Genomic DNA, 26,089 nt, shown 5'->3' on the forward strand with positions numbered 1-26,089 from the left:
ATGAAATATCTTGTTACAGATGATTCAAAACTGGCACGTAAGGTTTTAAAAAAGTCTCTTTGTGAGTATGTTGATGAACAATATATCTTTGAAGCATGCAATGGACTTGAAGCACTTAAAATTCTCCTCAAAGAAAAAGCAGATATTGTTTTTTTAGACCTGACAATGCCTGTAATGGATGGGTATGAGACAATACCAAAAATTCTTGATATCAATCCAGAAACAAAAATCATAGTAGTATCGGCTGATGTTCAGGAAAAAGCAAAAGAGAAAGTTCTCTCTCTTGGTGCAATGCTACACATAGAAAAGCCTATCAATCCTGTCAAAATGAAAGAAATTTTGGAAGCTCTCTAAAATGAATAACCTAGTACTTACAGAAGATGAAAAGGATGTTCTTCAAGAGTTAATGAACATTGCTTACGGCAGTGCGACAGCAGTTGTTGCTGATATGCTTGAAGCATTTGCATCACTGAGCATTCCAAATATAAAAATAATGACTACAGAAGAGCTTTTTAAAACATTTGCTGCACTTAAAAACTCAAGCTATTTTTTCTCAACTCAAGCTTTTAGTGGCGAATTTAACGGGGAGAGCGCCTTTTTTATCAATGAAGAGAGCGCAAATAACCTTGCAAAACATTTAGAGTTAGAGAGTAGAGATGATCTTGATGATGCTATCTTGGAGCTAACAAACGTACTTACATCCTCACTCACAACAAAACTTGCTCAGGAGATGGAGACAGAAGTAAGTTTTTCACTGCCAAATATCCTCAAAGTTCCACTTGAAGAGATAGAAGATGTAGTAACCTTTCAACTCTATTCACAGGTAATTGTTATTGATACAGACCTTAATTTTGAAGATCAAAAAATTAATGGTAAAATATTTATACTTACAAAAGATGAATCAATCTCATGGCTCAAAACGAAGCTCAACACAATTTTAGAACAACTTCTTTAGAGAAAAAAATTGTTTCAGCCATTGACAATGGCATCATAATCTTAGACAGTGACCTAGTTATTCACCACTATAACAAGTGGATGGAAATTCACACACACATAAAAGAAAAAGATGCTCTTGGAAAAAAACTAACAGAGCTTTTTGATACTATTAAAGAAAAAACTCTACTCCGTAAAGTCAAAACAGCATTGCGAATGCAAACACCAACATTTTATACAGCTACTACCTCTCACTATCTTATCCCTATTAAAACAAACCAGATTAAAAACTCTTTTTTTTCCTATATGCAACAAGATGTCAGTATTGTCCCTTTTGACGCTCAAAACCAGCTCGTTGTTCTCATACTAACAGACCAAACAAATATGGCAAATATCAATGCACTGCTTAATGCTCATGTAGCAAAGATCAAAGAACTGAACGAACAGCTTATGCGTGAGAAAGAGCTCACAGAGATGCAACATAAACAGCTACTTGCAAACTCAAGAAGTGCTGCTATGGGTGAGATGATAAGTATGATAGCGCATCAATGGAGACAACCACTTTCACTCATAACAACACTGCTTACAAACATAAAGATAAAAAAAGAGTTGCAAACCCTTGATGAAGCAAACATGGAGAGTTCTTTGGGAAAAATTGAAAATACTGTTAAATATCTCTCTGACACTATTAATGATTTTAGAGATTATTTCAAACCAAACAAAGTAAAATCTGATCTGAAACTGAGTGAACTTTTTAACAAATCTATCTTTTTTCTCAAAGATGAGATGAATCAGTACAATATAGAATATACAATCAATATTGACAAACAACTCTCAATAAAAACCTATAAAAATGAACTTTTACAATCTATTATCAATATTATAAAAAACTCTATTGATGCATTTAAAAACAGTGACATTGAAGATAAAAAAATAGAAGTATCCATCCAAGAATTTACTTATCATATCTCAATCATTATCGAAGATAATGCTGGTGGTATAGATGAAAGCATTTTAGAAAAAATATTTGAACCTTACTTCTCTACAAAAAATAAAAACGGAACAGGTCTTGGTCTTTATATGTGTAAAGTCATCATTTATGAACATCTTCATGGAGAAATCAGTATCACCTCCGAGAACAATGGAACTAAAGTAGCAATAAAATTACCAAAAAAGATATAGAATACTATTAGATTTTTAACATAATTATTTATTGAAAAAGGAGAAATTATGAGAGTTGTATGTCCCCACTGTTTGGCAGTTAATAATGTACCGAAAAAAGATTCCTACAAAAAAGCCAACTGTGGAAAATGTAAAAATTCCCTATTGGATACAAAACCGATGGAATTAAATGAAAGAAGTTTTGATGAAGTTGTCGCTAACAGCGACATTCCTGTTATTGTAGATTTTTGGGCTCCGTGGTGTGGACCATGTCAGATGATGGCACCTAATTTTGAACGTGCTGCAGAGCAGTTTCCACTCAAAGCAAGATTTGCCAAAGTAAATACAGAAAACGAACAAAATTTAGGAGCACGTTTTGGAATCCGTTCTATTCCGACTATTATCGTCTTTAAAGAGGGACGTGAAGTGGATCGTGTTAGCGGTGCACTGGATATTAACGCTCTCGCATCACTTGCTGCAAGATACGCTAACTAACAGACTACTTAATGTAAGAGCAGCAGTAGTCTGTAGGTGTTTTAATCTTTAGATCAAACGAGCTGTTTGCAGGTACTTCAAAAGTCTCAGGAGTAGAAAGTGTTTTCCACTCCTCTCCTGGGAGTCTGATTTCAAGCTCACCGCTCATCATCTCCATTATCTCTTTATCTGCTGTGTTAAAAGTGTACTCACCCGGAAGCATAATCCCTAAAGATTTCACACTCCCATCACTAAACTCTACTGTTCTGCTTGTTACTTTTCCATCATAATAGATGTTTGCCTCTTTTACTACTGTTACGTTGTCAAATTTTGTCATAGATTTTTTCCTTAATATTTTTATGATTTTATCTAATTGTTTTGGAAGCTCATACCAAATGGGAGGACTTGTCCTCTAAAACAATTAGATAAAATCATCTCTTAAAAATTTCACTCTACTTTTTTAATTTCACTCTTTGTGAATGTGTAATGGCCACAGCCATAGCATCTGTAATATCAAACGGTTTTATCTCTTTTTTTATGCCTAACAGTCGCTTGACCATAAAGGCAACCTGCTCTTTTTGTGCTTTTGCTTTGCCTGTGAGTGCTTTTTTCACCTGCAAAGCAGTATATTCATGAAACTGCCCAAATTCTTGGAGCAGCTTTAGCATAATTGCTCCTCGAAACTGTGCTAGTTTTATCGTAGTTGCCGGATTATGTGCGTAAAAGATATCTTCCATTGCCACTTCATCTATTGTATGTTTTGAAAAAAGCATCTCTATTCCTTCTACCATCTGCGGTATTTGAAACTGCAGATTTTCAGCTTTCATCTTAATGAGTCCAGCCTCAATAAGAGCTATTTTTCCATTTTGTAGTGATATCAGTGCATATCCGAGATTTCTTGTTCCCGGATCTATTCCTAAAATTGTCATAATCGCATTATAGCAAAGATATTCACTTATGAGAATTCTCTACTATTCACATCTTTTTAACCCAAAATTATGGATTTGTAGAGTATTATTCACATATAAATGAAGAAACAAGGTTTTTATGTGAATATAGGTCAAGAAGTTTTAGAAGCTCTCAAAGATGAGATAACAGAGATAGAATATAACCGTTATATCAAACATCTTACATATGACAGTAAAAAATCTACAGGTGATTTGGCAATTTTTTATGCACCAAACGCGCTTGTTGTAAACTGGATCAAAAATAAATACAAAGATAAAATAGCACACCTTTTTGAAGTGAAAAACGGCTCAAAGGTTACAGTTCAAATTACACTGAAAAATTCTGTTGAAAAGAGAAAGAGTAAAAAAGTAACAGAAGTTAAACAAAGTTCTTCACTTCTAAACCCTTCACACTCTTTTGACAACTTTATGGTAGGTGGGTCTAATCAGTTTGCCTATGCAGCAGTAAAGAGTGCCAGTGAAAATCCTGGAAAAGTTTACAATCCTGTCTTTATCTATGGTGGTGTCGGCCTTGGAAAAACCCACCTGATGCAAGCAGCAGGGAATGTACTCCAAAATGCAGGTAAAGTTGTTATCTATACAACGGTAGAACAATTTCTAAATGACTTTATCCGTCATGTTCGTAACAAAACAATGGAGCGTTTTCAGGAGAAGTACCGTAAGTGTGATGTACTGCTTATCGATGATATTCAGTTTCTCTCGAACAAAGAGGGAATCCAAGAGGAGTTTTTTCACACTTTTGAAGCACTCAAAGGTGCAGGAAAACAGATAATACTCACAGCAGACAAACATCCTAAAAAGATAGGTGGCCTTGAAGCAAGACTGCAGAGCCGTTTTGAGTGGGGACTTGTAGCTGACATTCAACCACCGGAGTTAGAGACAAAAATTGCCATTATCAAGAAAAAATGTGAGATAAACAAAGTAAAACTCTCTGAAGATATCGTTAATTACATTGCAACAGTCATTGAGAGTAATGTACGTGAGATAGAGGGAATTTTATCAAAACTCCATGCCTATTCACAACTGATGCATGTTGATATCGATCTGGAATTTACAAAAAATGTCTTAAAAGATCAGATGAATGAAAACCGTGAAAATCTTACAATGGATAAAATCACACAGGTTGTTGCAAAAGATTTAAATATCAAACCAAGTGAGATTCGTTCCAAAGGGCGTAGTAAAAATATAGTCTATGCACGCCGCATCTCTATCTATATCTGCCGTGAGCTGACACAAAACACTATGCCACAACTTGCACAATACTTTGGTATGAAAGATCATACTGCCATCAGTCATACCATCAAAAAAATCAATGATCTCATCAAAGATGATGAGGACTTTAGAGTAAAAATAGAAGAGTTAACAAACAAAATAACAGCTTCTTCTTAAGTTTTGTCGCAAAAAGTTTAAAAAAAAAGATATAATTGTAAAAGTGAATAGATGTGAAAGCTACTTCAGTGCTTCATCACATCAAAAAGTATGCTGTATCAAGGGTTTGAGTAGAGTTTTCACCTATTCACTCCCCCCTACTACTACATACTAAAATTATTAAATATAATAGGGATTTAAAAAATGAAGATTACTATAGCTAAATCAGTCATAGAAAATATCTTAATTCATGCAGGACCTTTTTTAGAAAAAAAAGATACTTCACAAATTACTTCTCATGTCTATCTAAATGCTAGTAACTCAAAACTAACTGTTAAAGCAACTGATTATGAGATAGGATTTTGTGTGTCTACTGATAATATTTCAACTATTGAAGAGGGTACTGTTACTGCTAACGGTAAAAAGTTTCTTGATATTGTCAGAATTTTAAAAGATGGGGATATCAATCTTGAAGTTGTTAAAGACACACTTCATATCTCACAAGGCAGTTCAAACTTCAAACTACCGACATTTGCTTACAATGAGTTTCCTGAATTCCCTAGCTATGAAGATAAAGCACGTATCTCTATTGAATCGCATACACTTATAGAATCACTCAAGAAAATCACACCGGCAATTGACACAAATAATCCTAAATTTGAACTCAATGGTGCACTCATTGATATTAAAACTGATCTTATTAATTTTGCTTCAACAGATACAAGAAGATTGGCTGTTGTAACTGTGAATAACAAAAGTGACAAAGAACTCTCTATTATCATTCCTAAAAAGGCTATCATTGAGATCCAAAAGCTCTTTTTTGACAATATTGAACTCTATTATGATGAGACAAATCTTATAATCCACTCTGAACAATATACATTCTTTACAAAACTCATCAATGGTAAGTTTCCAGAGTACTCACGTATCATTCCGAAAGAGATAGCACATAACCTGCTTCTTCCAAAAGCTATAATAATTGATGCACTCAAGCAGATCACAACGATTTCAACAGATGTAAAAATCTCGTTTTTAAATGATACAATCACATTTGAGAGTTTGAGTGATGATAATATTGAAGCAAAAACAGAAGTAAACTATCCTACAAATTTTAGTGAGACTTTTTCAATAGCAATCAACTCCAGATACTTGCTAGACTTTTTAAATTCTATTAATACTTCGGAATTTACCATAGGTTTAAATGAAGGAAATCTTCCATTTATTCTTCGTGATGAAAACTTCATTACAGTCGTTATGCCAATAGTTATTTAAACTGTTGGTAACTCTTTTTTAAAGCAATTTTACATATCAAAACTTCTTTTTATATTAATTTAGATAGAATATCTCTAATTATGCCATTATGGCAATAAATGGAGTCTATTGATGGAACAAAATTACGGCGCAAGTAATATTAAAGTCCTTAAAGGTTTAGAAGCAGTTCGTAAACGTCCTGGTATGTATATTGGAGATACTGGACATCGTGGTCTTCATCACCTGGTGTATGAAGTTATTGACAACTCAATCGATGAAGCAATGGCAGGTCATTGTGATACAATCACAGTAACATTGACAAAAGAGGGTTCGTGTATAGTCAGTGATAACGGTCGTGGTATTCCGACAGATATGCACCCGACTGAAAATATGAGTGCAGCAACTGTTGTTTTAACAGTTCTTCATGCCGGTGGTAAGTTTGACAAAGATACTTATAAAGTTTCCGGTGGACTGCATGGGGTTGGTGTATCTGTTGTAAATGCTCTCTCAGCTGATTTGAATATGACAATTTATCGCAGTGGTAAAATTCATCAGCAATCTTTTAAAATGGGTATTCCCCAAGGTCCACTTGAAATTACAGGAAATACGAGAAAAACAGGAACAACAATCGAGTTTTTTCCTGATCCTTCCATCTTTACTGAAACAGTAACCTTTGAGTTTGAGTATCTAGCACGTCGTTTTAAAGAACTTGCATATCTAAATCCATTTATTACTATAAAATTCAATGATGAACGTACAGGGACAAAAGAAATTTACCATTTTGAAGGTGGAATCGCTCAGTATGTAACTGATATGAATAAAAAGCAGGTTGTTGCAAATGTTTACAGCTTCTCTGCAAAAGTTGAAGATATCGAGTTTGATATTGCATTGATGTACAATGACTCTTATGAAGAGAAACTTGCATCGTTTGTTAACAATATTCGAACTCCAAATGGTGGTACGCATGAAGCTGGTTTTAGAGCAGGGCTAACACGTGTTATCTCTAACTATAATGCTAAAAATGGTGCTGCTAAAGAAAAAGATATAAAAATTTCCGGTGATGATGTGCGTGAGGGTCTTATTGCCATCGTTTCAGCACGTGTACCTGAGCCACAGTTTGAGGGTCAGACGAAAGGAAAACTAGGAAATACTTATGTACGTCCTTTGGTACAAAAACAGACCTATGAAATCCTTTCAAAATACTTTGAAGAGAACCCTATTGAAGCAAAAGCAATCGTTGCAAAAGCTTTGATGGCTGCACGAGGTCGTGAGGCTGCAAAAAAAGCACGTGAACTAACACGTAGAAAAGATAATATGACAGTAGGAACGCTTCCTGGTAAACTTGCAGATTGTCAAAGTAAAGATGCTTCCATCTGTGAACTTTACCTAGTGGAAGGGGACTCTGCGGGCGGTTCTGCAAAAATGGGACGAGATCGTGTTTTTCAAGCAATTCTACCACTGAAAGGTAAGATTTTAAATGTTGAAAAAGCACGTCTTGAGAAGATTTTAAAATCTGATGAAATTACGAATATGATTACAGCTATGGGCTGTGGAATCGGTGAAGAGTATAACGAAGAGAAACTCCGTTATCATAAAATCATCATTATGACCGATGCCGATGTTGATGGAAGCCACATTCAAACGCTTCTGCTCACATTCTTCTTCCGTTATTTCCGTGATATCGTAGAAAAAGGATATCTTTATCTTGCGCAACCACCTCTTTACCGTTATGCAAAGGGTAAGAAAAAAGAGATCTATTTTAAAGATGACAGAGCGATGAATGACTATCTTATCGATAACGGTGTAGAATTTTTGGAAGTTGATGGCATTGGACATGATGACCTTGTGGCTTACTTTAGAATGGTTGACCACTATGCTGCTTCACTTGAAGCTTTGGAGCGTCGTTATTCACTTGTGAAACTGATTCGTCACTTTGTGGAGAATCCTGACATTATTTCACTTGACGCTTCATCAATGTTTGAAGAAATTAAGAAATTTTTAGATTCTATCAATAACAATATTTTGACATATACTATCAATGAAGAGACAAACGAAATTCATCTGTTTGTTCAGACTGAGGGTGGTATGGAAGAGCTGCTTATCAATGATGAACTTTTTGCTGCACCACACTTTGCAGAAGCAAGTTTTGTCTATAAAAAGATTGAAGAGTGGGATGTTTCTTTTGATAAAGACTTCATTGAAGTTCTTGAAGATGTCAAAGAGTATGCGAAAAAAGGTGCATATATCCAACGCTACAAAGGTCTTGGTGAAATGAACCCTGAACAACTTTGGGAAACTACAATGAACCCTGAAAACCGTGTACTTTTACAGATTAATATAGAAGATGCTGAAGCAGCTTCCGATGCATTTACACTCTTTATGGGTGATGAGGTTGAGCCTCGCCGTAACTATATTGAGACACATGCAAAAGATGTAAAACATTTAGACGTTTAGATGCTGTTACCACAAACCAAAGAGAGGGAGTACCGTTTTAGGCTTGCACTGCGTATCGGTCTTCCTATCTTTGCACTTATTATTGCCTTTATTTCACACACTTTTATAACAAACTATCAGAATTTGCACAGCTCTTTTTATGTTGAAGCTGTTTTAATTATCTTAATAAGTATCTATTTTATCTTCTATCTTATCTATAACGGTTTTAGCGTAAAAATTACAGATGATGTAACAAAAACCTTTACACGTGAGTATCTCTATGAGTATATTCAAAAAGAGATTCAGGAGAAAAAAGAGTATACTCTTATTCTTATTTCGATCGACAATTTAAATGATATTAATAACCTTTACGGAATAAAAAATGGAGATAAGGTCCTGCGTGAGGTTGTTCTTTGGATAGGTAAATATTTAAAAATTGAAGGAATTGAAAACTTTCCGATGGGGCATATCAAAGGAGGTGATTTTGTTCTGGGCTTAAATGGCCTCAAAACAAAATATACGACTATTTTAGAGTTGATGTGTCTAAAGTCGAGTGAATTTAAGGTCGGTGATATAGAGGTTAAAATTTCAGGTGCTATCACAGATACAAGTTATTCACATGAACTTGATTATTTGATAGAAAACCTTTTTGAAACAGTAGAAAAAAATAAAAGTTCAAGACAAAAGGATAATGTTGAAGAGTTAAGCCCGAATGAATTGGAATCAGCAATTATTAATGCCATACATAACAGAGAGCTAATCATAATGTCACAGGATGTTTATGAGCATGAGAGCGTTGTTTTTAATGAGTGTTTTGTAAAGTTGAAATCTCAAAATGGTAAAGTTATTTATCCGAAAACTTATTTGAAAGTTATCAATAAACTGGGTCTTGGTATAGAGTTTGATTTGGCTGTTTTAGAGATGGTACTGCAAGGCTGTAAAGAGAAACGTTTTGCTATAAATATACTACCGACATCACTGAGAAATGAAAAGTTCTTATCACGTGCGAAAGAGCTTTTAAAAGAGAACAAAAGAGAAGTAATATTTGTTTTGTTTGAGATGGAATACTATTCACATATTAGCAGATACAACTCTATCATAAATGCTCTCAAAGAGTATGGGGTTACGTTTTGTATAGATAGAGTTGCATCTATTCACACGAGTTTTTTATATCTGCGTGAGCTTGATATTGATCTGATTCGATTTGATACCTATTATTCCCGTCAAGAGAAGATAGAGAAAAATCGTAGTATAATTGAGGGTTTTAATCTTATAGCATATGAAAAAGGGATAAAAACCTGGATAAAAAATATTGAAGATGAAGCAACTTTTGCACTTGTTAATGATCTGAATATAGACTATATACAAGGTAGATACCTGAGTGAACTAGAAGAGATAAAATAGAGGAGAAAATAGATGAAATATGGTGAAAAAATTGTAAGTGAATTTAATGTGGAAAAAGATTTGGAAATATGGCCAAATGAGCATGAAAGAGAGTATCTCATAAAGATGACACTTCCGGAGTTCTCTTGTTTATGTCCACGAAGCGGGTATCCTGATTATGCAACTATTTATCTGGAATATACTCCTGATAAATGGGTAGTAGAGCTCAAAGCTATCAAGCTCTATATCAACTCTTTTCGTGACAGACATATCTCTCATGAAAATACAGCAAATGAGATTTATGGTGTTTTAGAAGAAAAACTCAAGCCAAAATATATGAAGATAACTGCTGATTTTAACCCACGCGGGAATGTACACACTGTTATAGAGATAGATAGCTCCAAGATAGTAAAAAAATAAGGAGTTTGATATGTTTGGCAATATTTTAGGAAGAAAAAAAGAAGATAATTCCCAAAAAGATGAGGTTCATGCAGCACTGGTTGAGAAAATATCGAAAATGAATCTTACTGAAATGCGCTCTTATATCAAAAACAAGATCAAAGATTTCGAAGTCTCTGAAGATGGACTCATAGAGGTTATGCAGAGACTTACTATGGAAGATAAGAAGACAAAAACATACTATCTCAAAAGTGATGATATGGACACAAAAAAGAAAAAAGCTTTTGATCTGATTTTAGCGATTGCAGAGAGTAAGAAGATAAACTTTACTGTCGTTGATCTGATGCAGAAGTTTCTTGAGGTTTATAAAGATATCATCACAGAGTATGACAGAGAGCATAAAGAGATATATGGCTCACGTCTGATCGATGCTGTTAATCTTGCTCTTGCAAATATAAATGAAAAAGCAGCATTAAAAAATAAGATGGATGTTTTAGGAGAGAATACCACTTCCATCTAAGTACTGCATTGCTTCTTCTTTTGTGTGAAACTCCTCACGCATCTGTTTTTCATACGCTTCATTCAATATTTTAGAAAACTCTTTTGAAGGCTTTAGCCCCAGTGCTATAAGATCTTTTCCTTCTATAAGTGGTGGTAGTGCTTTATGATAAACACCAAGCTGTTTGGCTCTTTGCGTGAGCTTTGTTATGTTTGTCTGTTCTTTTGGATAGAGTGCTAAAAGATAGTATGAAAAAAAAGCTATCTCTGTTTGTGTTGCTAACTTGTATACAGAGTAGTTTGTCTGCTTACTTAGGTCAAAAGAGATATCTGTTAGTTTTTCTACTCTTTGTAAAACCTCTTTTTCGTTAGTCAGTTTTTGTAAAAAAGAGCGTTGCTTCTCTTTTGAAAATTGTGATGTCAGTAGTGCCAGCATAAGTAGCAGTTTTTCTTTTTCACTTTCTAGAGAAAAAGATGCTGCTCTGTCCAGTGAGGAATAAATAAATTTTAATACACTCTTATGCAGACTTTGTAGTTCATCAAAAAATCTAAATCCGGAGAGCTCTTTTAAGAGTTTGATACCTTTGGAAGGTTGTTTTGATTTTAAAAGCAGTTTTTTTATCTCCTCAAAAATCCGCTCTTTTGGAAGTTCTTTTAAAATACCTGCTTCTATCATCTTTTTTGAGAGTAAAAAGAGTTCTTCTTCAACTTTCAAATTAAACCGGGTAGCAAAGGTAACAGCTCGTAAAACCCGCAAGGGGTCCTCTGGAAACTTTTGTAGGTCAACAGCTCTTAAGAGCCTGTTGTTTAGATCGATGATGCCGTTGTAAGGGTCAAGAATCTCATTAGCTATGACATCATAGCCGATAGCATTCATTGTAAAATCTCTTCGTTTGGCAGCTGACTTGAAATCAAGATCGGTATAAATAGCTACTTCAAAACCTTTGTGCCCAGCTGCGGTTTTACTGTCACTTCGCGGGAGTGAAAAGTCCAGATCCAAATTCCCGTAAAGAAGTTTGACAACACCGAAGCTCTTTCCGACACTGTTCACTTTGCCGAATTCACGCAATATTTTCTCTACTTTTTCCAAAGAGTCTACATTATAAAGTTCTATGTCTATATCTTTGGATTCTATCCCTAAAAAGTAGTCTCTTACATATCCACCGACAATAATTGCTCTTATATGGTATTGATTTAATTTATCAAAGATAATATTTAATTTATTTGGATATTCAAACATTTTATCACTTTTTATAGTATAAATAGCTCTTTTTAGGTGCTAGTACATGGAAACAATGAGAACTTACTCTATAAGTATATCACTTATTTTACGAGGATATAACATTTATTTGGGTATAATCGCGAAAAATTTTCCCAAGAAGGAAACCCCTAATGCAAAAGATTAGAAACATTGCGGTTATCGCACACGTTGACCACGGTAAAACTACACTGGTTGATGGACTACTAGAACAGTCTGGTACTTTTGGTTCACATGAGCACCATGACGAAAGAGCTATGGATAGTAATGATTTAGAAAAAGAGCGTGGAATTACGATTCTTTCTAAAAATACAGCTATTCGTTACAAAGATTACAAAATTAACATTATCGACACTCCGGGTCACGCTGATTTTGGTGGAGAGGTTGAGCGTGTACTTAAAATGGTTGATGGTGTTTTAGTACTTGTTGATGCCTATGAGGGTGTTATGCCTCAAACTAAGTTCGTTGTTAAGAAGATGTTGGCACTTGGTAAAAAGCCTATCGTTGTTATCAATAAAATTGATAAACCTTCAGCTGAGCCTGATCGTGTAGTTGACGAGATGTTTGACCTTTTTGCAGATATGGGTGCAACGGATGAGCAGCAAGACTTCCCGGTTATCTATGCAGCAGCACGTGATGGTATTGCAAAGTTAGATATGGATGAAGAGGGTGGAGATTTTCAATGTATCTTCGAGACTATCATCAATGAAGTTCCAGAGCCAGAAGGTGATGCAGGCAATCCACTTCAAGCACAGGTTTTCACACTTGACTACGACAACTACGTAGGAAAAATCGGAATCAGCCGTATCTTTAACGGTACTGTTAGAAAAGGCGACAATGTAATGCTTGCAAAATCTGACGGTGAGATGGTGAAGGGTAAAATCTCTAAACTTATCGGTTTCCATGGTCTTAACCGTATGGAAATTGATGAAGCAGAAGCTGGTGATATCGTAGCATTTGCCGGTATGGAAACAGTAGACGTTGGTGATACTATTGCAGACCCTGAGAACCCTGTAGCACTTGATCCTATGCACATTGAAGAGCCGACTTTAACAGTTGTTTTTGCTGTAAATGACTCTCCACTTGCTGGTCAAGAAGGGAAACACGTAACATCAAACAAACTCAAAGACAGACTTGAAGCTGAAATGCGTACAAATGTTGCGATGAAGTTGGAGACTATCGGTGAGGGTAAATTCAAAGTTAGTGGACGTGGTGAGCTTCAGATCACTGTTCTTGCTGAGAATATGCGTCGTGAAGGTTATGAATTCTCAATTTCAAGACCAGAAGTTATCGTTAAAGAGATTGAAGGTGTAAAATGTGAGCCGTTTGAGCATCTTGTAATCGATGTGCCTGAAGATTTAAGCGGTACAGTTATTGAGCGTCTTGGTAAACGTAAGGCTGAGATGAAATCTATGCTTCCAATGGGACAGGGTTTCCAGAGAATCGAGTTTGAGATTCCTGCTCGTGCACTGATCGGTTTCCGTGGACAGTTCTTGACAGATACAAAAGGTGAAGGTGTAATGAACCACTCTTTCTTAGAGTTTAGACCATTTACTGGTTCTGTTGAGTCACGCTCTTATGGAGCACTTATCTCTATGACTGACGGTGAGACTTTAGCATTCTCTCTCTTTGGTATTCAGGATAGAGGTGTACTTTTCATCGGTGTTCAGACAAAAGTATATGAAGGTATGATTATTGGTGAGCACTCACGTAGTAATGACCTCGTTGTTAATCCTATCAAAGGAAAAGCACAGTCAAACGTACGTTCAAGTGGAGCTGATGAGGCTATTAAACTTGTTCCACCACGTGAGATGTCTTTAGAGCGTGCTTTAGAGTGGATCGAAGATGATGAACTTCTTGAAGTAACTCCTGAAAATATCCGTATCCGTAAAAAATTCCTTACTGAGACTGAGCGTAAACGTCATTCTCGTAAAGCAAAATAATTTCTGATACCCTTTTGGGTATCGTTCTCTTCCCTCTCTCAAAAATTAAAGACTGATTTATGCTATGATTATAATAATTTTCTATGTCAAAACTGTTTGACATAAACTTATAACAGAGGTATATGATGGATGGAATGTTATATTATGGAGTGTTGGTACTGCTTATAGGCTTGGCATATATGTTTTTTCAGCATAACAGTACAGGTTTGCTTCTTATTACAGTTGTCATTGGAATCTATATTGTTTATTCACATACTACAGGACATACTGCAACAGAGTTTAAAAATGAGGTTGTTAATTCTATTGATGAAGAAGCAGAGGGATTTAATGAGCGAAAGGGAATTGAACGTTTTGATCCTGAGAAAATGAAAGAGCAAGTTGAGCATTAAAAAATGTAACCACTCTTTTATCAAGCCAATATTTTGGTTTGAAAAGTGAGCCTGAAATAAAACCGACATGGCCACCATGCTCTAAAATCTCCAAGATAATAGTATTTGATACATCTTTTTGCTTTGGAATGACCTCTTGTGTCATAAAAGGGTCATCTTTTGCATGAATGATGAGCGTTGGTATCTTGATTTTTTTAAGGTACTGTTTTGAAGAGCTTTTGGTGTAGTAATCCTGCGCTGATGCAAAGCTATTGATTTTTGCAGTATAGGCTGCATCAAAGAGCCAGAAATCCTGTAGCTTTTTTATATCTTCTCGTTTAAGGCCTAATAGTTTTTGCATATCGTGCTTGTCATATTTTTTATCCAGTGCCAAACGCAGATCTTTTAAGAGAATGTTCTGATAAAACTTTGAAAAACCCTGCTTCATCTTATTTGCACAAACATCCAAAAGCATAGGTGCTGATATGGCAACAGCTGCATTAAAAGGAGCATTTTCTTTTGTTTCTCCCAGAAGTTTTAGCAGCATATTTGCTCCAAGAGAATAACCGATTCCAAAAAGCTTGGCTTGAGGATAGCGTTTTTTTACAGTATTGATAAACTCCAATGCATCCCCAGTATCTCCACTATGATAGGAACGGGCTTTGAGATTGTCTCTGCCGGAGCATCCTCGAAAGTGCATTAAAACAGAAGAAAATCCAGCTTTATCAAGTGCCTGCATAGCTCCTTGGATATAAGGTGATTCAAAAGAGCCTGCAAGTCCGTGAAAGAGAATAACAATTGGGGTTGTGTTAGTGTGATTTGTTATTTTATACCAATAGGCTTCGATGAAATCACCATCACTAAGAGTAAAGGTTTCTGTTGTAATATCGAGTTTAGGGAGCTTTCGAAAAAGGGACGCATAAATAGTTTGAATATGTCTGTTTTTGAGTCCAAAAGATGGTTGAAATTTCATAGAGTAATCTTATCAAAGTTTTATATAGAGATGGCTATAATCATGCAATAATTATAATCAAAATGGAGCCACAATGAACAGAAAACAGATATATAATCCAGATTCAACTGAAAATGTCAATGACAGGAAGGTTTTTGGTGGTAATCCAACAGGAATTTTTGAGCTTAACAACATCAAGTATCAATGGGCATACAACCTTTGGGAGATGATGCTTAACAATACATGGTTTCCAAAAGAGGTTGATATGACACGTGATGTCAATGACTACAAAAACCTCACGGAAGCTGAAAAAACTGCTTATGATAAAGCACTTTCACAACTTATTTTTATGGATTCACTTCAGACTAACAACCTGATTGACAATGTCAATCCATATGTCACGTCTCCGGAGATAAATCTTATCTTGGTACGTCAATCTTTTGAAGAGGCACTTCACTCACAATCATATGCTGTTATGGTTGACAGTATCTCTACAAACTCTGCAGAGATTTATGATTTGTGGCGTAGAGATATGATGCTTAAACACAAAAATGATGCTATTGCTGCAGTCTATCAAGAACTTGCTGAAAATCCGACAGATGAGAACTTTTTAAAAGCATGTTTTGCTAACCAGATTTTAGAAGGAATCTACTTCTACAGCGGCTTTACATATATCTATACACTTGCACGTGCAGGAAAGATGCTTGGTTCTGCACAGATGATTCGTTTTATTCAGCGTGATGAGGTAACACACCTTGTTCTTTTCCAAAATCTTATCAATACCCTGAGAAAAGAGCGTCCGGACCTCTTTACAGATCAACTCAGAGCAGATGTTATTAAGATGTTTGAAAAAGCGGTAGATCTTGAGAGTCAGTGGGGTAAATACATCACACAGGGACAAATTTTAGGTCTTACCGATGAGATAGTTGAACAGTATATCAAATACTTAGCCGATGATAGACTTACTTCCGTAGGATTTGAGAAGTTGTATAATGTTTCCAATCCAATCAAATGGGTTGATGACTTCGCAAAATTCAATGATCAAAAGACAAACTTCTTTGAAGGTACAGTAACAAACTACTCAAAAGGTTCTCTCTCTTTTGATGATGACTTTTAAAAATAGAGCTGGGCATACACTCTGCTCACTCCTTTTTGAAACAACTTCTGATTATGAACAGAATCTTCAGACACTTCTTTTTCTTGTAAATAAAGCAGAGGAAAACTCTCTTATAGTTGCTCCTGAAGTTTGTTTAACGGCGTATGACTATGATAATTTTGAAGCTGTTTTAGACTTTGCTCCTCACGCAATAGAAGCAATAAAAAAGGCTTCATACAATAAAATAATTATTTTGACAATTTTAGAACGACGTAATGATGAGGTTTTTAACTTCGCAAAAGTTTTTCACAATGGTGAGCTAGTGTATGAGCGTGCAAAAGCCAAGCTCTTTCGTTTTGGTGATGAGCATAAGTATATGCAAGAGGGAAGTGTTGAAGATTTTAAAATAGTAGAAGTTGATGGTATCAAAATAGCAGTTTTTATCTGTTTTGAGCTTCGTTTTAAAGAGCTGTGGTGTAAGAGTGAAGGAGCAGATGTGATTGCCGTTCCTTCTTGGTGGGGAGTACTGCGGCGTGAGCATTTTAAAATCTTCACACAAGCTTTAGCTCTTACAAATCAGTGTTATGTGGTAGCAAGTGACAGTTTAAATGAAGAGTGTACAGCTATGAGTGGTATTATTAGCCCGCAGGGTGAGGCAGTGCGTAACGAAGAAAAAGATTGTTTATGTCTACCTTATAGTCAAAAAGAGATTCGTTTGATGCGGCGCTATATGGATGTTGGAATAGAGTAATTTTTATGGTATGCCTGCTAAAAGCAGGCAAGCAGCTAGAATCTGTAGCGAAGATAGAGACGGATGTCTTGTGCGCTTTCAGCAACATTTGTTGCTAGGTCACTTGATCCTAGTTGTGATTTGATGGTTTCTATATCCATCGGTGTTCCTGTTTGTGAACCGAAAAAGCCGTTACTTCCACTGTACTTGTAATCAAGATAAGTATAACGAAGTTGAACACTTAGGCCTTTTTGGATATATTCTGTAAAGTAGGCCTCATATGCATTTCCGCGTGTTGCAAGTTTAGAACCGACTGCAGTGTCTTCTCCATAAGTAAAAGGTCTGAAGTATTTGCTTCCATGATTAAACTCAAGACCCCATTTTCCATTTTCAGACAGAGGTGAAGCAGTTTGGACGCCTACCCAGTATCCTTGACCACTTTTTTTATCCTGACTGCCAAGCATTGTGCTGTTTGCATTTGGATCAGTTTGTGTGTAGGCATATGAAGCAAACAGTGTTGTTTTGTTCCAAGACTCCATCGTATACATTGCCATTGCACTCGCCATGTTCATATCTCCGACAACTTGCAGTGTTGGGTCGTAATTATTTGGATTGTAGTTTCCTACATTGTCAAAGCCGGCATTTGTAATATCTACAAGATTTGTTGCTTTTAAAATCTGAAGCTCTAAATGAAGCTTTTTAGTAGAGTATGGAATGAAATTAAATCCATACATATTGATATTTTCTCCGCTTTTTGCAAGAGGTGTAGGCGATGATTTTGATGAAGAGATACTGCTCATACCACGACCAAGTGCAAATTTCACAGCCAGGCCTGGAATAGAAGTGATGTGGGAGAAATCAAACTTTAGATGTCCTCCGTCAAACTCAGCTGCAACAATATGTCCCAAAGGAGAGCTAGCCGCCTCATCATCACGTAAGCTTGCTAGTTTGTTGTATGATGTAGGTCTTCTTCCAACTCCAAAATTCCATGGAATATCACTACCAAAAGTATTAAATCCTTGATAATCAATATAAGCCTCTTTTACACGCAGCTGATTATCTGTATTTGTCGTTGCACCATACCAGTCAAACTGATCAAAAGCTATACTCTCTGACACATTTGACTGTCCAAATACTTTGTTAAATGCAAGTTTTGTATAAAAATGGACATGTGTATCCGGTTTGTAATCCATAATGAGCCATAATCTGTTTGTTAGTAGAGAATCATTCTTTTTTGTATCTCCGTTAGCCATTTTATAACGTATATTGTCATAAGAAAAACGATAATCGGCACCAAGTTTGAGATGCTCCCAAATCGCTGAGTTTTGTTCAAGTTTTGAAACTCTCTCTTCCAGTGAGGCTGTTATTTCAGCTTGTAGTAGTGATGTTGTTGCAAGAAGTAAGAACATCTTTTTTATTGTATTTTGTTTCAATTTAATCCTTGTTATTGTTTTTAATCGCGAATAGTATCTAAAATAACTTTAAATACACTAAATTGGTTAATATGTTTTTATCACTTTTTTAGCTGTGTAAAAGTGGGTTTGCACTTGCGATGATGAAGCCTTTATCAAATTAGATGAAAATCATACTTTACAGATAAGTAACAAAACTTTTACATGAATATTATAAGTTCTTTGATACTTCTGTATTCGTTGTCACTTAACTGGAGTCTCTTATCTGTTATTATTGAGTTTTTTTGGAGTCTATAACTATATTTATGAAAAAGAGGAATGATGAGCATTAAGCTTTTCACCTTCACTATGGTATAATCCCTATCATAAAATGAAACACGGCTACAGGAACAGAGTAATTTGGATAGATTAAAAGCGACAAAGACGGCACGTTTGGCGGAGGAGTGTAATGCACAGTTTCCACTCTCTCCAGAGATAAAAGAGGCGATAGCAAAGACAGATAGAGAGGCGTTTGTACCGATGGGGTTTCGTCATCAGGCTTACAAACTTGATGCATTGCCAATCGGAGCAGATCAATATATAAGCTCTCCTTTGACAGTAGCAAAGATGACAGAGTATCTTTTTCCTCGTGGAGCAGACAGAGTTTTAGAGATAGGCTGTGGTAGTGGGTATCAGGCAGCAGTACTTTCCCATCTTTTTCGTGGTGTGTTTACGATTGAGAGAATCGAGCCGCTAATACTAGAAGCAAAAAAGCGTTTTCGCCAGCTTGGTATCAACAATGTTCATACCCGCACGGATGACGGACAAAAAGGGTGGATTCAGTATGCGCCTTATGACAGGATTCTTTTTTCTGCAACAGCCAAATCAATCCCTCCTAAACTCTTTGAGCAGTTGGCTGATGGTGGTATCCTTGTAGCACCGATAGAGAAAGATGGCAAGCAGGTAATTACTCGCTTTTTAAAAGAGGGTGAGAGAATCATAGAAGAAGAGCTTGAAGATTGTGATTTTGTACCGGTTCTTGATGGTGTTGTAAAATAAAGCTTCATTATAGTAAAATAGAGTAACACTTAAGAAGAGGGCATAGAGATGGAAGAGATGTACGGTATAAAATACAGCCGGCCACAGGTTGTTTTACTACAAGATACAGGAATCGGTGTAGCAGAGACCGCAGCACGTACCTGTTATGACAGTTTTTCTAACAGTGAAAATGGTGTTATAAAAGAGTTAGAGCATAAACTGCCTGATGCAAGTATGTGTGATATGCTCAATGAGATAGAGGACTCTGCTCTTTTAGAAGATCTGGCATGGACCTATTTTCATCACTCCATACTTGAACATGCAAACCTCTCTTACTTAGTTCGTGGTACCTCACGTGGAGTGCTTCAAGAGCATGCCCGTCATCGTATTCAAGCTATCTCTGTTCGTTCAACCCGTTATACAATGAGTGGGATTATCAATGCCTTTGTTGCTGCACAACATGGTGGAGATAGAGAGTTCTTTATTGATATTGTAGAGTCGTATGATATGTTTGTTACAGCAGACAGGGATTATAACCGCTTGGAAATTGGAGCGATGTATGACAAACTTCTTTTTCAAAAACAAAAAGTAGATGATTTTTATGCTAGTGCAGTTGCAAAAAGCTCCTTGCCTCTTTTAGAAGAGTTTAATGGTAGACCACAAGAGCTCTACGAGGCACTGCAGGCTGGAAAGAAAAAACGTAATGTTGGTGATGCGTTCAAGCATATCATTACAGATAATGTCAAAGTAGATATGGTGGTTACTTTTAACTTGAGAAGTCTTAAAAACTATTTTAATCTGCGTGAGAGTGGAGCAGCATATTTTCAGATTCGCTGGCTTGCTCAAGAGATGATGAAAGTTACTCCAAAAAAATATCTTGATTTGATTATTAAACAGAAATAGGATAAATAATGATAAAAATTTTATTAGCTTTTGCTACGTTTTTTGCCTTTAGTGCTTGTTCACAGATAGAAGTAAATGCAACCATGTGTGACCAGATTGCTTCAGACCCAACTGCACCGAAGATACCGCAAGAGTGTAGAGACTACAATGAAGAAGAGGCAGACAAAGCGTTTAATAAAGTAATTGAAGAGAAAAAAGTATCTGATAAAGATATAGAATTCAGTAGAGAAAAGTAGTATAATTCAAAAAAATTTAGAGCACCAGGGTGTGAGGGCACTCCGCCGAGGAGAACCTAGTGTTAACGTAGTCAAAGGAATTACTTCCTTTGGCGTTATGATAGAGGGAAGAGGTTCCCTTAAATTGTTGAAAAAATTAAAGGAGAAATAGATGGCAAGAAGTGAAGTTTGTGAACTTTGTGGCAGTAGTGAAGATGTAACTTTAATGGAGTTACCGGTAAGTGATGGAAGTGAAGATCAAAGTGTTTATGTATGTACAAACTGTAAAGCTCAAATTGAGAGCGGTGATCTTGATGAGACACATTTTAACTGTTTAAATGATGCAATGTGGTCGGAAGTTCCTGCTGTTAAGGTAATGGCTTATATCTTATGGAACAAGCTCGGTCGTCAAGATATGCTTGATATGATGTATCTCGAAGAAGATGAGTTGAAACTTGCTGAGCAGGCAATTCATGCTGATGCTAACAAACTTGTCTATAAAGATGCAAACGGTGTTGAACTTCACGCAGGTGATTCTATTGTAATACTCAAAGATTTAGAGGTTAAGGGTGCAGGTTTTACTGCAAAACGTGGTACCACTGTAACGCGTATCGCTTTAGCACCAAATGACCCGACACATGTCGAAGGTCGTGTTAACGGAACAAAAATCTTCATAAAAACTGAATTTATTAAAAAAGCATAATGCAGCCATACGAGCGTTTTTATAAAATAGACAATGACTTTAGAAACCCTTATGCAAGGGATCGTGACAGAATTATTCACTCAGGAAGTTTTCGAAAACTGGAGTATAAGACACAGGTCTTTTTAAACCATGAGGGTGATTTCTTTAGAACACGTCTTACGCACTCTATAGAGGTTTCTCAAATCGCTCGCTCCATTACCAACCAGCTTGGGCTCAATGAATCTTTAGCAGAAGCAATTGCTTTGGCACATGACTTGGGACATACACCTTTTGGGCATGTTGGTGGTGATACATTAGATGAGTGTCTCAAAGCTGATGGTTATAGCAATGGGTTTGAGCATAATTTTCAAAGTTTTCGTGTTGTAACAAAACTGGAAAAACGTTATAGCGGTTTTGACGGCTTAAATCTTACTTTTGCCACTCTAGAAGGCATTCTAAAGCACTCTTATCCTTATAAAAAAGCATTTTTACCTCAGAATATCGACAAACAGTTTGACTTACAGAAACATCCTACATATGAAGCGATGGTGGTTGACCGTGCTGATGAGATAGCTTATATGAGTCATGATATAGATGATGGTGTGCACTCCGGACTTATAACATTTGAAGATCTGCGTGAGAGTGAGTTGGCTGTAGAGATACTGCAAAAAGTTGAAGCTGAAGGTGTAACAGATGCAAATGATGAGATGTTTCGTTATCGTTTTAGTTCACACCTTATCAATCATCTCGTTTATTCACTTTTGGACTACTCCAAAGAGCGAGTGGATGATAAAGAGGAGATGCCCATTGGTTTTGACAAGGCCTTAGAGACACAAATCAAAAAGCTCAAAAAACTACTCTTTCATAAAATGTACCAGCATAAAAATATTGTTAGACGTATGTATGCCGGTAAACAGGCTGTAAAAGGTCTCTATAAAGGTCTGATGGAAGAAGAAAAGATGCTCCCTTCTTTTTATTATAAACAGTTAGATATTCGTCCAAAGCATCGTGTTGTTGCAGATTATATCGCAAGTATGAGTGACAGATATGCACTCAATTTTCATAACGAAATGTATGGGAAGTTATAGCTTGTTACGACTGTTCTTCTCTTTATTACTTTTAAATGTTGTTCTTTTGGCAGCTGAGACAACAGAGGATACCAACACCACTGTTGTAAATTCTAATGAGCTGATAGAGATAGAAGACACTTCGGGTCTTTCAGAAGATGAGGTCAGACAAATTGCAAAAAAGATAGATAAAAAAGAACAGCAGAAAAAACTCCATAGAAAAGTTCGATGGGAAGAGCTCTCTCCAACACCTATAAAGAGAGACTGGATACGAACGAAATCAGGTGAATGGTTTTGCGGTAAGATAAAAGCACTTTATGATGATAAACTAGAGTTTGACAGTGATGAGATAGGGCTTCATACCTTTGACTTTGATGATATTATAATGATTAAAAGCTATCAACTTATCAGTGTAAACGTAGAGAACCTTGCCTCTATTACAGGTATATTACGTCTTAATGGAGATAAGGTTACCATCATTCAAGGGGAAGAGAAGTATGAGTTTAAAAAATCTGATATCGTCTCTTTTGCTCCTGATGCCGAGCTGGAAAAAAACTACTGGTCAGGAAAAATTACACTTAATTTTGACCTACGAAGCGGTAATACTGATCAGTTTGATTATGCAGCACAGGCAAACTTAAAACGTCGTACAGCCGTCTCTAGCCTCTCTCTTGATTATCTTGGTCGTATCTCTTTTAAAGATAATGAAGAGATAGCAAATGATCATCGTGTCAATGAGAAATATGACAGATATATAACACGTTATTTTTTCTGGACACCTGTTTTTAGTGAATTTTACACAGATAAATATAAAAATATCAGAGAGCAAATCACAGTAGGTATGGGGCTTGGATATACAGTCGTGGACACAAAAGATATCTTTTGGAATTTTTCAGGTGGTCCTGCTGTTGTCTATACACGCTTTTATACGGTCGAGGATGGTAAAAAAAGTGAAAATTACTCTCCGGCACTGGAAATCAGTACAAAATATGAGCAGCAGCTCACATCCATTACCGACTTTACCTATAACTACAAACTAACACTCTCAAATAAAGAATCAGGTATTTACAAACACCATATGATTTTGAAGTTTGAAAATAAACTTTTAAGTTGGCTTGATATTGATATAACAGGAATTTGGGACTATGTACATGCTCCACAGTCTGATGTGAGTGGTGTTATACCGAAAAAGAACGACTATCAGCTCCTTATCGGTCTTGGTATAGAGTTTTAGATTTTCTTTATTAATTGTACCCCTATTGAGAGTATAGTTGTAATGTTGAAATGTTTTTTGAAGATTGAAGTGTCAAGAGAGAAAACGAAAGCCCGAAGGCTTTTCGTTTACAGGCGTGATTCGTAACGTCTCATCATATAAAGACGTTTAAGCATTTTCTTACGAGATGCAATTTTGAATTTCTTACGCTTTTCAGTTTCAGTTTCGTGGAAACGGCGAGCACGAGCTTCTGTAACGATTAAGTTACGGTCAGTCTGCTTCTTGAAACGTCTGTAAGCTGCATCAAAATTATCATCTTGGCGTAGTACAATACCTGGCATATCACATCACCCACTTTCTGTTTAAATTTAGAATGGAAGTATAGCTAAATATCTTTTTTATTGCAATCTTTACTGTTTCCAAAGATACATTTACGATTTTTGATAAGACGATAAACAAAGAAACTAAAAGGGATAAGCGCAAAGCCAAAACTCATATAGGCCTGTGTGAGCAGGCCATGGTCGTAGAAATTATATCCTGCAAGTAGAATGACAACTGTTATGAGCAGGCACATTAAAATTCCTTAATCTTTCTTACACCCTGTATTCAATTTGAAAAAAGGATAAAATGGGCAAAATCCAATAGTAGCAGTCGCAATTGGAATAATCCCTATACCTGCAACTATATAACTTTGTGTCATGACCCCATAGGCAACTAAGCCTACACCTATGATTGTTCTTATAATTCTATCAGCTTTTCCTACATTAATACACATGTCGGTATCCTTTAATTTGATTTACAGGTGTATTGTAGGCTAAAAGCGATTAACATGTCTGTAACATAGGTTACAGAAGCATTATAGAACCACGAGAGAGTTTAATGATTCCGCTCTTTTCAAGACTTTTTAAAACCTTCGAGATAACTTCACGTGAGCTGCCAAGTTCATTTGCGATGGTTTCGTGGGTTGTTTGTATCTCTTTTGTATGTTTACTGTTGAGCCAATCCATAATTCTTTCATCAAGTGTTTTAAACTTAATGTCATTAACAAGCCGAGCAAGACTTTCCATTCTCAATGTATAGATAGAGAAAAGATAGTCCTGATAGGCACTGCTTAGCTGCGCAAGTTTTTTTACATGTTTTGTCGGCAGTATATAGCCTTGTATGTCTGTGACTGCAACAGCAGAAGCAATGGCTTCTGTTTGGCTCAGTGCTGAAGCAGTATTGACAATACACTGTTCTGCCGGTTTTAAGTGATAGAGTGTGATTTCATCGGCAGATTCTGATGAGATATAGAGACGGACTTCTCCCTGGGTTAAAAACAAAATAGAGTCACAAATATCACCCTGAAAAAAGAGTGTTGCTCCTTTTTTTAGATTTACAGGCTTTAGACATGCATCTAAAAAGTTTAAAATATCTGTATCAAGCTTTTCATAAAATGAAAAATTTTCTAGATTACAAGAGTTTGATTTCATCTGCGTCTATAGTGATTATTTCATCGTTTTGGAGACTTTTTAAAATCATCTCAACACTCTCTTTTGATACATTGAATGACGTTGCAAGTGCACTCACATCATTTTTTATACTTTTGTCTTTTGTACTTCTAATAAGTCCGATAATTTTGCCATCAAGATCATGAAGTGCTGAAAAATTAAGGTTTGCAAGTCCTGTTACATTAAGCGAGTAGATCTCAAAAAGGTAGGAGAGATAAGGTTCTGAGTTTTGTGCAAGGGTTTTGACACTGTACATATCCAAGATATACCCTTCTATTTCTGTTTGTGTTACTGCACTTGCTATTGCCGGTGTCTGGCTGAGCATTGAAGCAGTATTGACGATGCACTGATCACCTGGATAGAGCCTGTAGAGTTCTTTTTGTCCTTTCTCCTGTAGTAGTTGTACCTCACCCGATGTTAAGAATAAAATCGAATCACAAACATCTCCCTCTGCAAATAAAAGGGTGTCTTTTGGCACTTTGATAGCTTCTAAATGTTGCTGTAAAAATTCAATGGCTTGGGGTTCTAGTTTTTTATAAAAAGAGAATTTCTCTAAGCTCATCTGCTACTCCTTGGTACATGTAATAATTGTTGGTAAAGTTTTAATTTCATCTTGAATTGTATCTAAAAAGCAGTTTATTATTCTGCTCTCACGCAGGGAGTAGAGCATCCACTTCCCGCTCTGTTTGGTTTTGACAATACCAGCCTCACGCATCTGCTTGAGATGACGTGAAACCAAAGGCTGTGAGAGTTTGAGTGTATCGCATATCTCACAGACACAGAGCTCTGTCTCTCTGTGCATCAGACCTAAAATTTTTACTCTATTGATATCCGAGACTATTTTACCTATTTGAACTAACTCTTCCATCTAATCT

Annotated in this window: 31 protein-coding genes; 20 read left to right on the forward strand and 11 right to left on the reverse strand. The window is 36.1% G+C overall.

All coding sequences use genetic code 11. The annotated features are described in order from the left end of the window. The 4 genes from MNY27_RS04590 to trxC are packed head-to-tail and all read left to right on the forward strand — an operon-like array spanning nucleotide 1 to nucleotide 2,589. Entirely contained in the window at nucleotides 1–354 is a 354-nt protein-coding gene (locus tag MNY27_RS04590) for a response regulator (RefSeq protein ID WP_346391924.1), read from the forward strand. 1 nt (nucleotide 355) lies between these two features. Beyond that, entirely contained in the window at nucleotides 356–955 is a 600-nt protein-coding gene (locus tag MNY27_RS04595) for a chemotaxis protein CheX (RefSeq protein ID WP_152183099.1), read from the forward strand. Further along, nucleotides 910–2,115 carry an ATP-binding protein gene (locus MNY27_RS04600; RefSeq protein WP_152183100.1) on the forward strand — a complete coding sequence of 402 codons (1,206 nt, stop codon included), beginning with the start codon at nucleotides 910–912 and terminating at the stop codon, nucleotides 2,113–2,115. Before MNY27_RS04595 ends, MNY27_RS04600 begins: the two co-directional genes overlap by 46 nt. A gap of 48 nt (nucleotides 2,116–2,163) precedes the next feature. Next, nucleotides 2,164–2,589, forward strand: coding sequence for a thioredoxin TrxC (gene trxC, locus MNY27_RS04605; RefSeq protein WP_152183101.1), 426 nt, complete (start codon nucleotides 2,164–2,166; stop codon nucleotides 2,587–2,589). A gap of 4 nt (nucleotides 2,590–2,593) precedes the next feature. Here trxC and MNY27_RS04610 read toward each other — a convergent pair whose 3' ends face one another. Both MNY27_RS04610 and ruvC read right to left on the reverse strand, forming a co-directional pair. Then, nucleotides 2,594–2,905 carry a pyrimidine/purine nucleoside phosphorylase gene (locus tag MNY27_RS04610; protein WP_152183102.1) on the reverse strand — a complete coding sequence of 104 codons (312 nt, stop codon included), beginning with the start codon at nucleotides 2,903–2,905 and terminating at the stop codon, nucleotides 2,594–2,596. 115 nt (nucleotides 2,906–3,020) lie between these two features. Continuing rightward, nucleotides 3,021–3,497 carry a crossover junction endodeoxyribonuclease RuvC gene (gene ruvC, locus MNY27_RS04615; protein ID WP_152183103.1) on the reverse strand — a complete coding sequence of 159 codons (477 nt, stop codon included), beginning with the start codon at nucleotides 3,495–3,497 and terminating at the stop codon, nucleotides 3,021–3,023. Between the two features lie 120 nt (nucleotides 3,498–3,617). Here ruvC and dnaA point away from each other — a divergent pair, with 120 nt between their 5' ends. The 6 genes from dnaA (at nucleotide 3,618) to MNY27_RS04645 (ending at nucleotide 10,890) form a co-directional block, all read left to right on the forward strand. Then, entirely contained in the window at nucleotides 3,618–4,925 is a 1,308-nt protein-coding gene (dnaA, locus tag MNY27_RS04620) for a chromosomal replication initiator protein DnaA (protein ID WP_152183104.1), read from the forward strand. A gap of 183 nt (nucleotides 4,926–5,108) precedes the next feature. Further along, nucleotides 5,109–6,176 carry a DNA polymerase III subunit beta gene (gene dnaN / locus MNY27_RS04625; protein ID WP_152183105.1) on the forward strand — a complete coding sequence of 356 codons (1,068 nt, stop codon included), beginning with the start codon at nucleotides 5,109–5,111 and terminating at the stop codon, nucleotides 6,174–6,176. 111 nt (nucleotides 6,177–6,287) lie between these two features. Continuing rightward, nucleotides 6,288–8,609, forward strand: a complete 2,322-nt coding sequence (gyrB, locus tag MNY27_RS04630; protein WP_152183106.1) for a DNA topoisomerase (ATP-hydrolyzing) subunit B — start codon at nucleotides 6,288–6,290, stop codon at nucleotides 8,607–8,609. Next, nucleotides 8,610–9,992 (forward strand): GGDEF domain-containing protein, encoded by a 1,383-nt coding sequence (locus MNY27_RS04635; protein ID WP_188109413.1) that lies wholly within the window; start codon nucleotides 8,610–8,612, stop codon nucleotides 9,990–9,992. It abuts the gene before it with no gap. A gap of 12 nt (nucleotides 9,993–10,004) precedes the next feature. After that, complete coding sequence (gene queF, locus MNY27_RS04640; protein WP_152183107.1) at nucleotides 10,005–10,391, forward strand: preQ(1) synthase; 387 nt, start codon at nucleotides 10,005–10,007, stop codon at nucleotides 10,389–10,391. Nucleotides 10,392–10,401: 10 nt separating this feature from the next. Next, nucleotides 10,402–10,890, forward strand: a complete 489-nt coding sequence (locus MNY27_RS04645) for a hypothetical protein (protein WP_152183108.1) — start codon at nucleotides 10,402–10,404, stop codon at nucleotides 10,888–10,890. Here the strand turns inward: MNY27_RS04645 and MNY27_RS04650 are convergent. Further along, the gene (locus MNY27_RS04650) at nucleotides 10,864–12,108 is read right to left on the reverse strand and encodes a CCA tRNA nucleotidyltransferase (RefSeq protein ID WP_152183109.1); all 1,245 of its coding nucleotides are present in this window, start codon (nucleotides 12,106–12,108) and stop codon (nucleotides 10,864–10,866) included. The two genes, MNY27_RS04645 and MNY27_RS04650, sit on opposite strands and share 27 nt — an antisense overlap. Nucleotides 12,109–12,260: 152 nt before the next feature. Between MNY27_RS04650 and typA the strand changes: the two genes are divergently transcribed. Both typA and MNY27_RS04660 read left to right on the forward strand, forming a co-directional pair. After that, nucleotides 12,261–14,069, forward strand: a complete 1,809-nt coding sequence (gene typA, locus MNY27_RS04655) for a translational GTPase TypA (RefSeq protein WP_152183110.1) — start codon at nucleotides 12,261–12,263, stop codon at nucleotides 14,067–14,069. 125 nt (nucleotides 14,070–14,194) lie between these two features. Next, on the forward strand, nucleotides 14,195–14,458 hold the full coding sequence (locus MNY27_RS04660; RefSeq protein WP_152183111.1) for a hypothetical protein: 264 nt from the start codon (nucleotides 14,195–14,197) through the stop codon (nucleotides 14,456–14,458). On the opposite strand, the gene MNY27_RS04665 is transcribed toward MNY27_RS04660, so the two are convergent. After that, nucleotides 14,394–15,410 carry a hydrolase gene (locus tag MNY27_RS04665; RefSeq protein WP_346391925.1) on the reverse strand — a complete coding sequence of 339 codons (1,017 nt, stop codon included), beginning with the start codon at nucleotides 15,408–15,410 and terminating at the stop codon, nucleotides 14,394–14,396. The genes MNY27_RS04660 and MNY27_RS04665 overlap by 65 nt on opposite strands. Nucleotides 15,411–15,483: 73 nt before the next feature. Between MNY27_RS04665 and MNY27_RS04670 the strand changes: the two genes are divergently transcribed. Beyond that, nucleotides 15,484–16,506: a ribonucleotide-diphosphate reductase subunit beta gene (locus tag MNY27_RS04670; protein WP_152183113.1), complete on the forward strand. Its 1,023-nt coding sequence runs from the start codon at nucleotides 15,484–15,486 to the stop codon at nucleotides 16,504–16,506. Next, the gene (locus MNY27_RS04675; RefSeq protein ID WP_346391926.1) at nucleotides 16,493–17,236 is read left to right on the forward strand and encodes a carbon-nitrogen hydrolase family protein; all 744 of its coding nucleotides are present in this window, start codon (nucleotides 16,493–16,495) and stop codon (nucleotides 17,234–17,236) included. Before MNY27_RS04670 ends, MNY27_RS04675 begins: the two co-directional genes overlap by 14 nt. A gap of 35 nt (nucleotides 17,237–17,271) precedes the next feature. On the opposite strand, the gene MNY27_RS04680 is transcribed toward MNY27_RS04675, so the two are convergent. Next, on the reverse strand, nucleotides 17,272–18,648 hold the full coding sequence (locus MNY27_RS04680; RefSeq protein ID WP_346391927.1) for a DUF3373 family protein: 1,377 nt from the start codon (nucleotides 18,646–18,648) through the stop codon (nucleotides 17,272–17,274). A gap of 378 nt (nucleotides 18,649–19,026) precedes the next feature. Between MNY27_RS04680 and MNY27_RS04685 the strand changes: the two genes are divergently transcribed. The 6 genes from MNY27_RS04685 to MNY27_RS04710 all read left to right on the forward strand — a co-directional run bounded on the left by MNY27_RS04685 (nucleotide 19,027) and on the right by MNY27_RS04710 (nucleotide 23,745). Then, nucleotides 19,027–19,665, forward strand: a complete 639-nt coding sequence (locus MNY27_RS04685; RefSeq protein WP_152183115.1) for a protein-L-isoaspartate(D-aspartate) O-methyltransferase — start codon at nucleotides 19,027–19,029, stop codon at nucleotides 19,663–19,665. Between the two features lie 48 nt (nucleotides 19,666–19,713). Next, nucleotides 19,714–20,547, forward strand: a complete 834-nt coding sequence (locus tag MNY27_RS04690) for an FAD-dependent thymidylate synthase (protein ID WP_152183116.1) — start codon at nucleotides 19,714–19,716, stop codon at nucleotides 20,545–20,547. 8 nt (nucleotides 20,548–20,555) lie between these two features. Next, nucleotides 20,556–20,783 carry a hypothetical protein gene (locus MNY27_RS04695; RefSeq protein ID WP_152183117.1) on the forward strand — a complete coding sequence of 76 codons (228 nt, stop codon included), beginning with the start codon at nucleotides 20,556–20,558 and terminating at the stop codon, nucleotides 20,781–20,783. Nucleotides 20,784–20,934: 151 nt separating this feature from the next. Then, nucleotides 20,935–21,465, forward strand: a complete 531-nt coding sequence (locus MNY27_RS04700) for an alkylphosphonate utilization protein (protein WP_152183118.1) — start codon at nucleotides 20,935–20,937, stop codon at nucleotides 21,463–21,465. Then, nucleotides 21,465–22,532 carry a dGTP triphosphohydrolase gene (dgt, locus tag MNY27_RS04705; RefSeq protein ID WP_152183119.1) on the forward strand — a complete coding sequence of 356 codons (1,068 nt, stop codon included), beginning with the start codon at nucleotides 21,465–21,467 and terminating at the stop codon, nucleotides 22,530–22,532. Before MNY27_RS04700 ends, dgt begins: the two co-directional genes overlap by 1 nt. Further along, nucleotides 22,519–23,745, forward strand: coding sequence for a DUF481 domain-containing protein (locus tag MNY27_RS04710; protein WP_188109414.1), 1,227 nt, complete (start codon nucleotides 22,519–22,521; stop codon nucleotides 23,743–23,745). The genes dgt and MNY27_RS04710 overlap by 14 nt, the downstream gene beginning before the upstream one ends. A gap of 107 nt (nucleotides 23,746–23,852) precedes the next feature. On the opposite strand, the gene rpsU is transcribed toward MNY27_RS04710, so the two are convergent. The 6 genes from rpsU to MNY27_RS04740 all read right to left on the reverse strand — a co-directional run bounded on the left by rpsU (nucleotide 23,853) and on the right by MNY27_RS04740 (nucleotide 26,082). Beyond that, nucleotides 23,853–24,065, reverse strand: coding sequence for a 30S ribosomal protein S21 (rpsU, locus tag MNY27_RS04715; RefSeq protein WP_152183121.1), 213 nt, complete (start codon nucleotides 24,063–24,065; stop codon nucleotides 23,853–23,855). A 44-nt stretch (nucleotides 24,066–24,109) separates the two neighbouring features. After that, nucleotides 24,110–24,298 (reverse strand): hypothetical protein, encoded by a 189-nt coding sequence (locus MNY27_RS04720; RefSeq protein WP_152183122.1) that lies wholly within the window; start codon nucleotides 24,296–24,298, stop codon nucleotides 24,110–24,112. Between the two features lie 9 nt (nucleotides 24,299–24,307). Further along, complete coding sequence (locus MNY27_RS04725; protein ID WP_152183123.1) at nucleotides 24,308–24,499, reverse strand: DUF2892 domain-containing protein; 192 nt, start codon at nucleotides 24,497–24,499, stop codon at nucleotides 24,308–24,310. Nucleotides 24,500–24,569: 70 nt separating this feature from the next. Continuing rightward, on the reverse strand, nucleotides 24,570–25,196 hold the full coding sequence (locus tag MNY27_RS04730) for a Crp/Fnr family transcriptional regulator (protein ID WP_152183124.1): 627 nt from the start codon (nucleotides 25,194–25,196) through the stop codon (nucleotides 24,570–24,572). Further along, nucleotides 25,177–25,776 carry a cyclic nucleotide-binding domain-containing protein gene (locus MNY27_RS04735; RefSeq protein WP_152183125.1) on the reverse strand — a complete coding sequence of 200 codons (600 nt, stop codon included), beginning with the start codon at nucleotides 25,774–25,776 and terminating at the stop codon, nucleotides 25,177–25,179. Before MNY27_RS04735 ends, MNY27_RS04730 begins: the two co-directional genes overlap by 20 nt. Nucleotides 25,777–25,779: 3 nt before the next feature. After that, nucleotides 25,780–26,082, reverse strand: a complete 303-nt coding sequence (locus MNY27_RS04740; protein WP_152183126.1) for a metalloregulator ArsR/SmtB family transcription factor — start codon at nucleotides 26,080–26,082, stop codon at nucleotides 25,780–25,782. Between the last annotated feature and the right edge of the window lie 7 nt (nucleotides 26,083–26,089).

The organism is Sulfurimonas sp. NWX79 (assembly GCF_039667035.1).
In the GTDB taxonomy this organism is placed as follows: domain Bacteria; phylum Campylobacterota; class Campylobacteria; order Campylobacterales; family Sulfurimonadaceae; genus Sulfurimonas; species Sulfurimonas indica.

Bases quoted from the DNA above. Each gene is read 5' to 3' on its own strand.
- MNY27_RS04590 (WP_346391924.1), top strand. From the start codon at position 1: ATGAAATATCTTGTTACAGATGATTCAAAACTGGCACGTAAGGTTTTA.
- MNY27_RS04740 (WP_152183126.1), bottom strand. From the start codon at position 26,082: ATGGAAGAGTTAGTTCAAATAGGTAAAATAGTCTCGGATATCAATAGA.
- MNY27_RS04690 (WP_152183116.1), top strand. From the start codon at position 19,714: ATGGAAGAGATGTACGGTATAAAATACAGCCGGCCACAGGTTGTTTTA.
- MNY27_RS04645 (WP_152183108.1), top strand. From the start codon at position 10,402: ATGTTTGGCAATATTTTAGGAAGAAAAAAAGAAGATAATTCCCAAAAA.
- dnaN (WP_152183105.1), top strand. From the start codon at position 5,109: ATGAAGATTACTATAGCTAAATCAGTCATAGAAAATATCTTAATTCAT.
- queF (WP_152183107.1), top strand. From the start codon at position 10,005: ATGAAATATGGTGAAAAAATTGTAAGTGAATTTAATGTGGAAAAAGAT.
- trxC (WP_152183101.1), top strand. From the start codon at position 2,164: ATGAGAGTTGTATGTCCCCACTGTTTGGCAGTTAATAATGTACCGAAA.
- rpsU (WP_152183121.1), bottom strand. From the start codon at position 24,065: ATGCCAGGTATTGTACTACGCCAAGATGATAATTTTGATGCAGCTTAC.
- MNY27_RS04610 (WP_152183102.1), bottom strand. From the start codon at position 2,905: ATGACAAAATTTGACAACGTAACAGTAGTAAAAGAGGCAAACATCTAT.
- gyrB (WP_152183106.1), top strand. From the start codon at position 6,288: ATGGAACAAAATTACGGCGCAAGTAATATTAAAGTCCTTAAAGGTTTA.
- ruvC (WP_152183103.1), bottom strand. From the start codon at position 3,497: ATGACAATTTTAGGAATAGATCCGGGAACAAGAAATCTCGGATATGCA.
- MNY27_RS04720 (WP_152183122.1), bottom strand. From the start codon at position 24,298: ATGTGCCTGCTCATAACAGTTGTCATTCTACTTGCAGGATATAATTTC.
- MNY27_RS04670 (WP_152183113.1), top strand. From the start codon at position 15,484: ATGAACAGAAAACAGATATATAATCCAGATTCAACTGAAAATGTCAAT.
- MNY27_RS04660 (WP_152183111.1), top strand. From the start codon at position 14,195: ATGGATGGAATGTTATATTATGGAGTGTTGGTACTGCTTATAGGCTTG.
- MNY27_RS04710 (WP_188109414.1), top strand. From the start codon at position 22,519: ATGGGAAGTTATAGCTTGTTACGACTGTTCTTCTCTTTATTACTTTTA.
- MNY27_RS04650 (WP_152183109.1), bottom strand. From the start codon at position 12,108: ATGTTTGAATATCCAAATAAATTAAATATTATCTTTGATAAATTAAAT.
- MNY27_RS04635 (WP_188109413.1), top strand. From the start codon at position 8,610: ATGCTGTTACCACAAACCAAAGAGAGGGAGTACCGTTTTAGGCTTGCA.
- MNY27_RS04600 (WP_152183100.1), top strand. From the start codon at position 910: ATGGCTCAAAACGAAGCTCAACACAATTTTAGAACAACTTCTTTAGAG.
- typA (WP_152183110.1), top strand. From the start codon at position 12,261: ATGCAAAAGATTAGAAACATTGCGGTTATCGCACACGTTGACCACGGT.
- dgt (WP_152183119.1), top strand. From the start codon at position 21,465: ATGCAGCCATACGAGCGTTTTTATAAAATAGACAATGACTTTAGAAAC.
- MNY27_RS04675 (WP_346391926.1), top strand. From the start codon at position 16,493: ATGATGACTTTTAAAAATAGAGCTGGGCATACACTCTGCTCACTCCTT.
- MNY27_RS04700 (WP_152183118.1), top strand. From the start codon at position 20,935: ATGGCAAGAAGTGAAGTTTGTGAACTTTGTGGCAGTAGTGAAGATGTA.
- MNY27_RS04725 (WP_152183123.1), bottom strand. From the start codon at position 24,499: ATGTGTATTAATGTAGGAAAAGCTGATAGAATTATAAGAACAATCATA.
- MNY27_RS04665 (WP_346391925.1), bottom strand. From the start codon at position 15,410: ATGAAATTTCAACCATCTTTTGGACTCAAAAACAGACATATTCAAACT.
- MNY27_RS04595 (WP_152183099.1), top strand. From the start codon at position 356: ATGAATAACCTAGTACTTACAGAAGATGAAAAGGATGTTCTTCAAGAG.
- MNY27_RS04735 (WP_152183125.1), bottom strand. From the start codon at position 25,776: ATGAGCTTAGAGAAATTCTCTTTTTATAAAAAACTAGAACCCCAAGCC.
- MNY27_RS04695 (WP_152183117.1), top strand. From the start codon at position 20,556: ATGATAAAAATTTTATTAGCTTTTGCTACGTTTTTTGCCTTTAGTGCT.
- MNY27_RS04730 (WP_152183124.1), bottom strand. From the start codon at position 25,196: ATGAAATCAAACTCTTGTAATCTAGAAAATTTTTCATTTTATGAAAAG.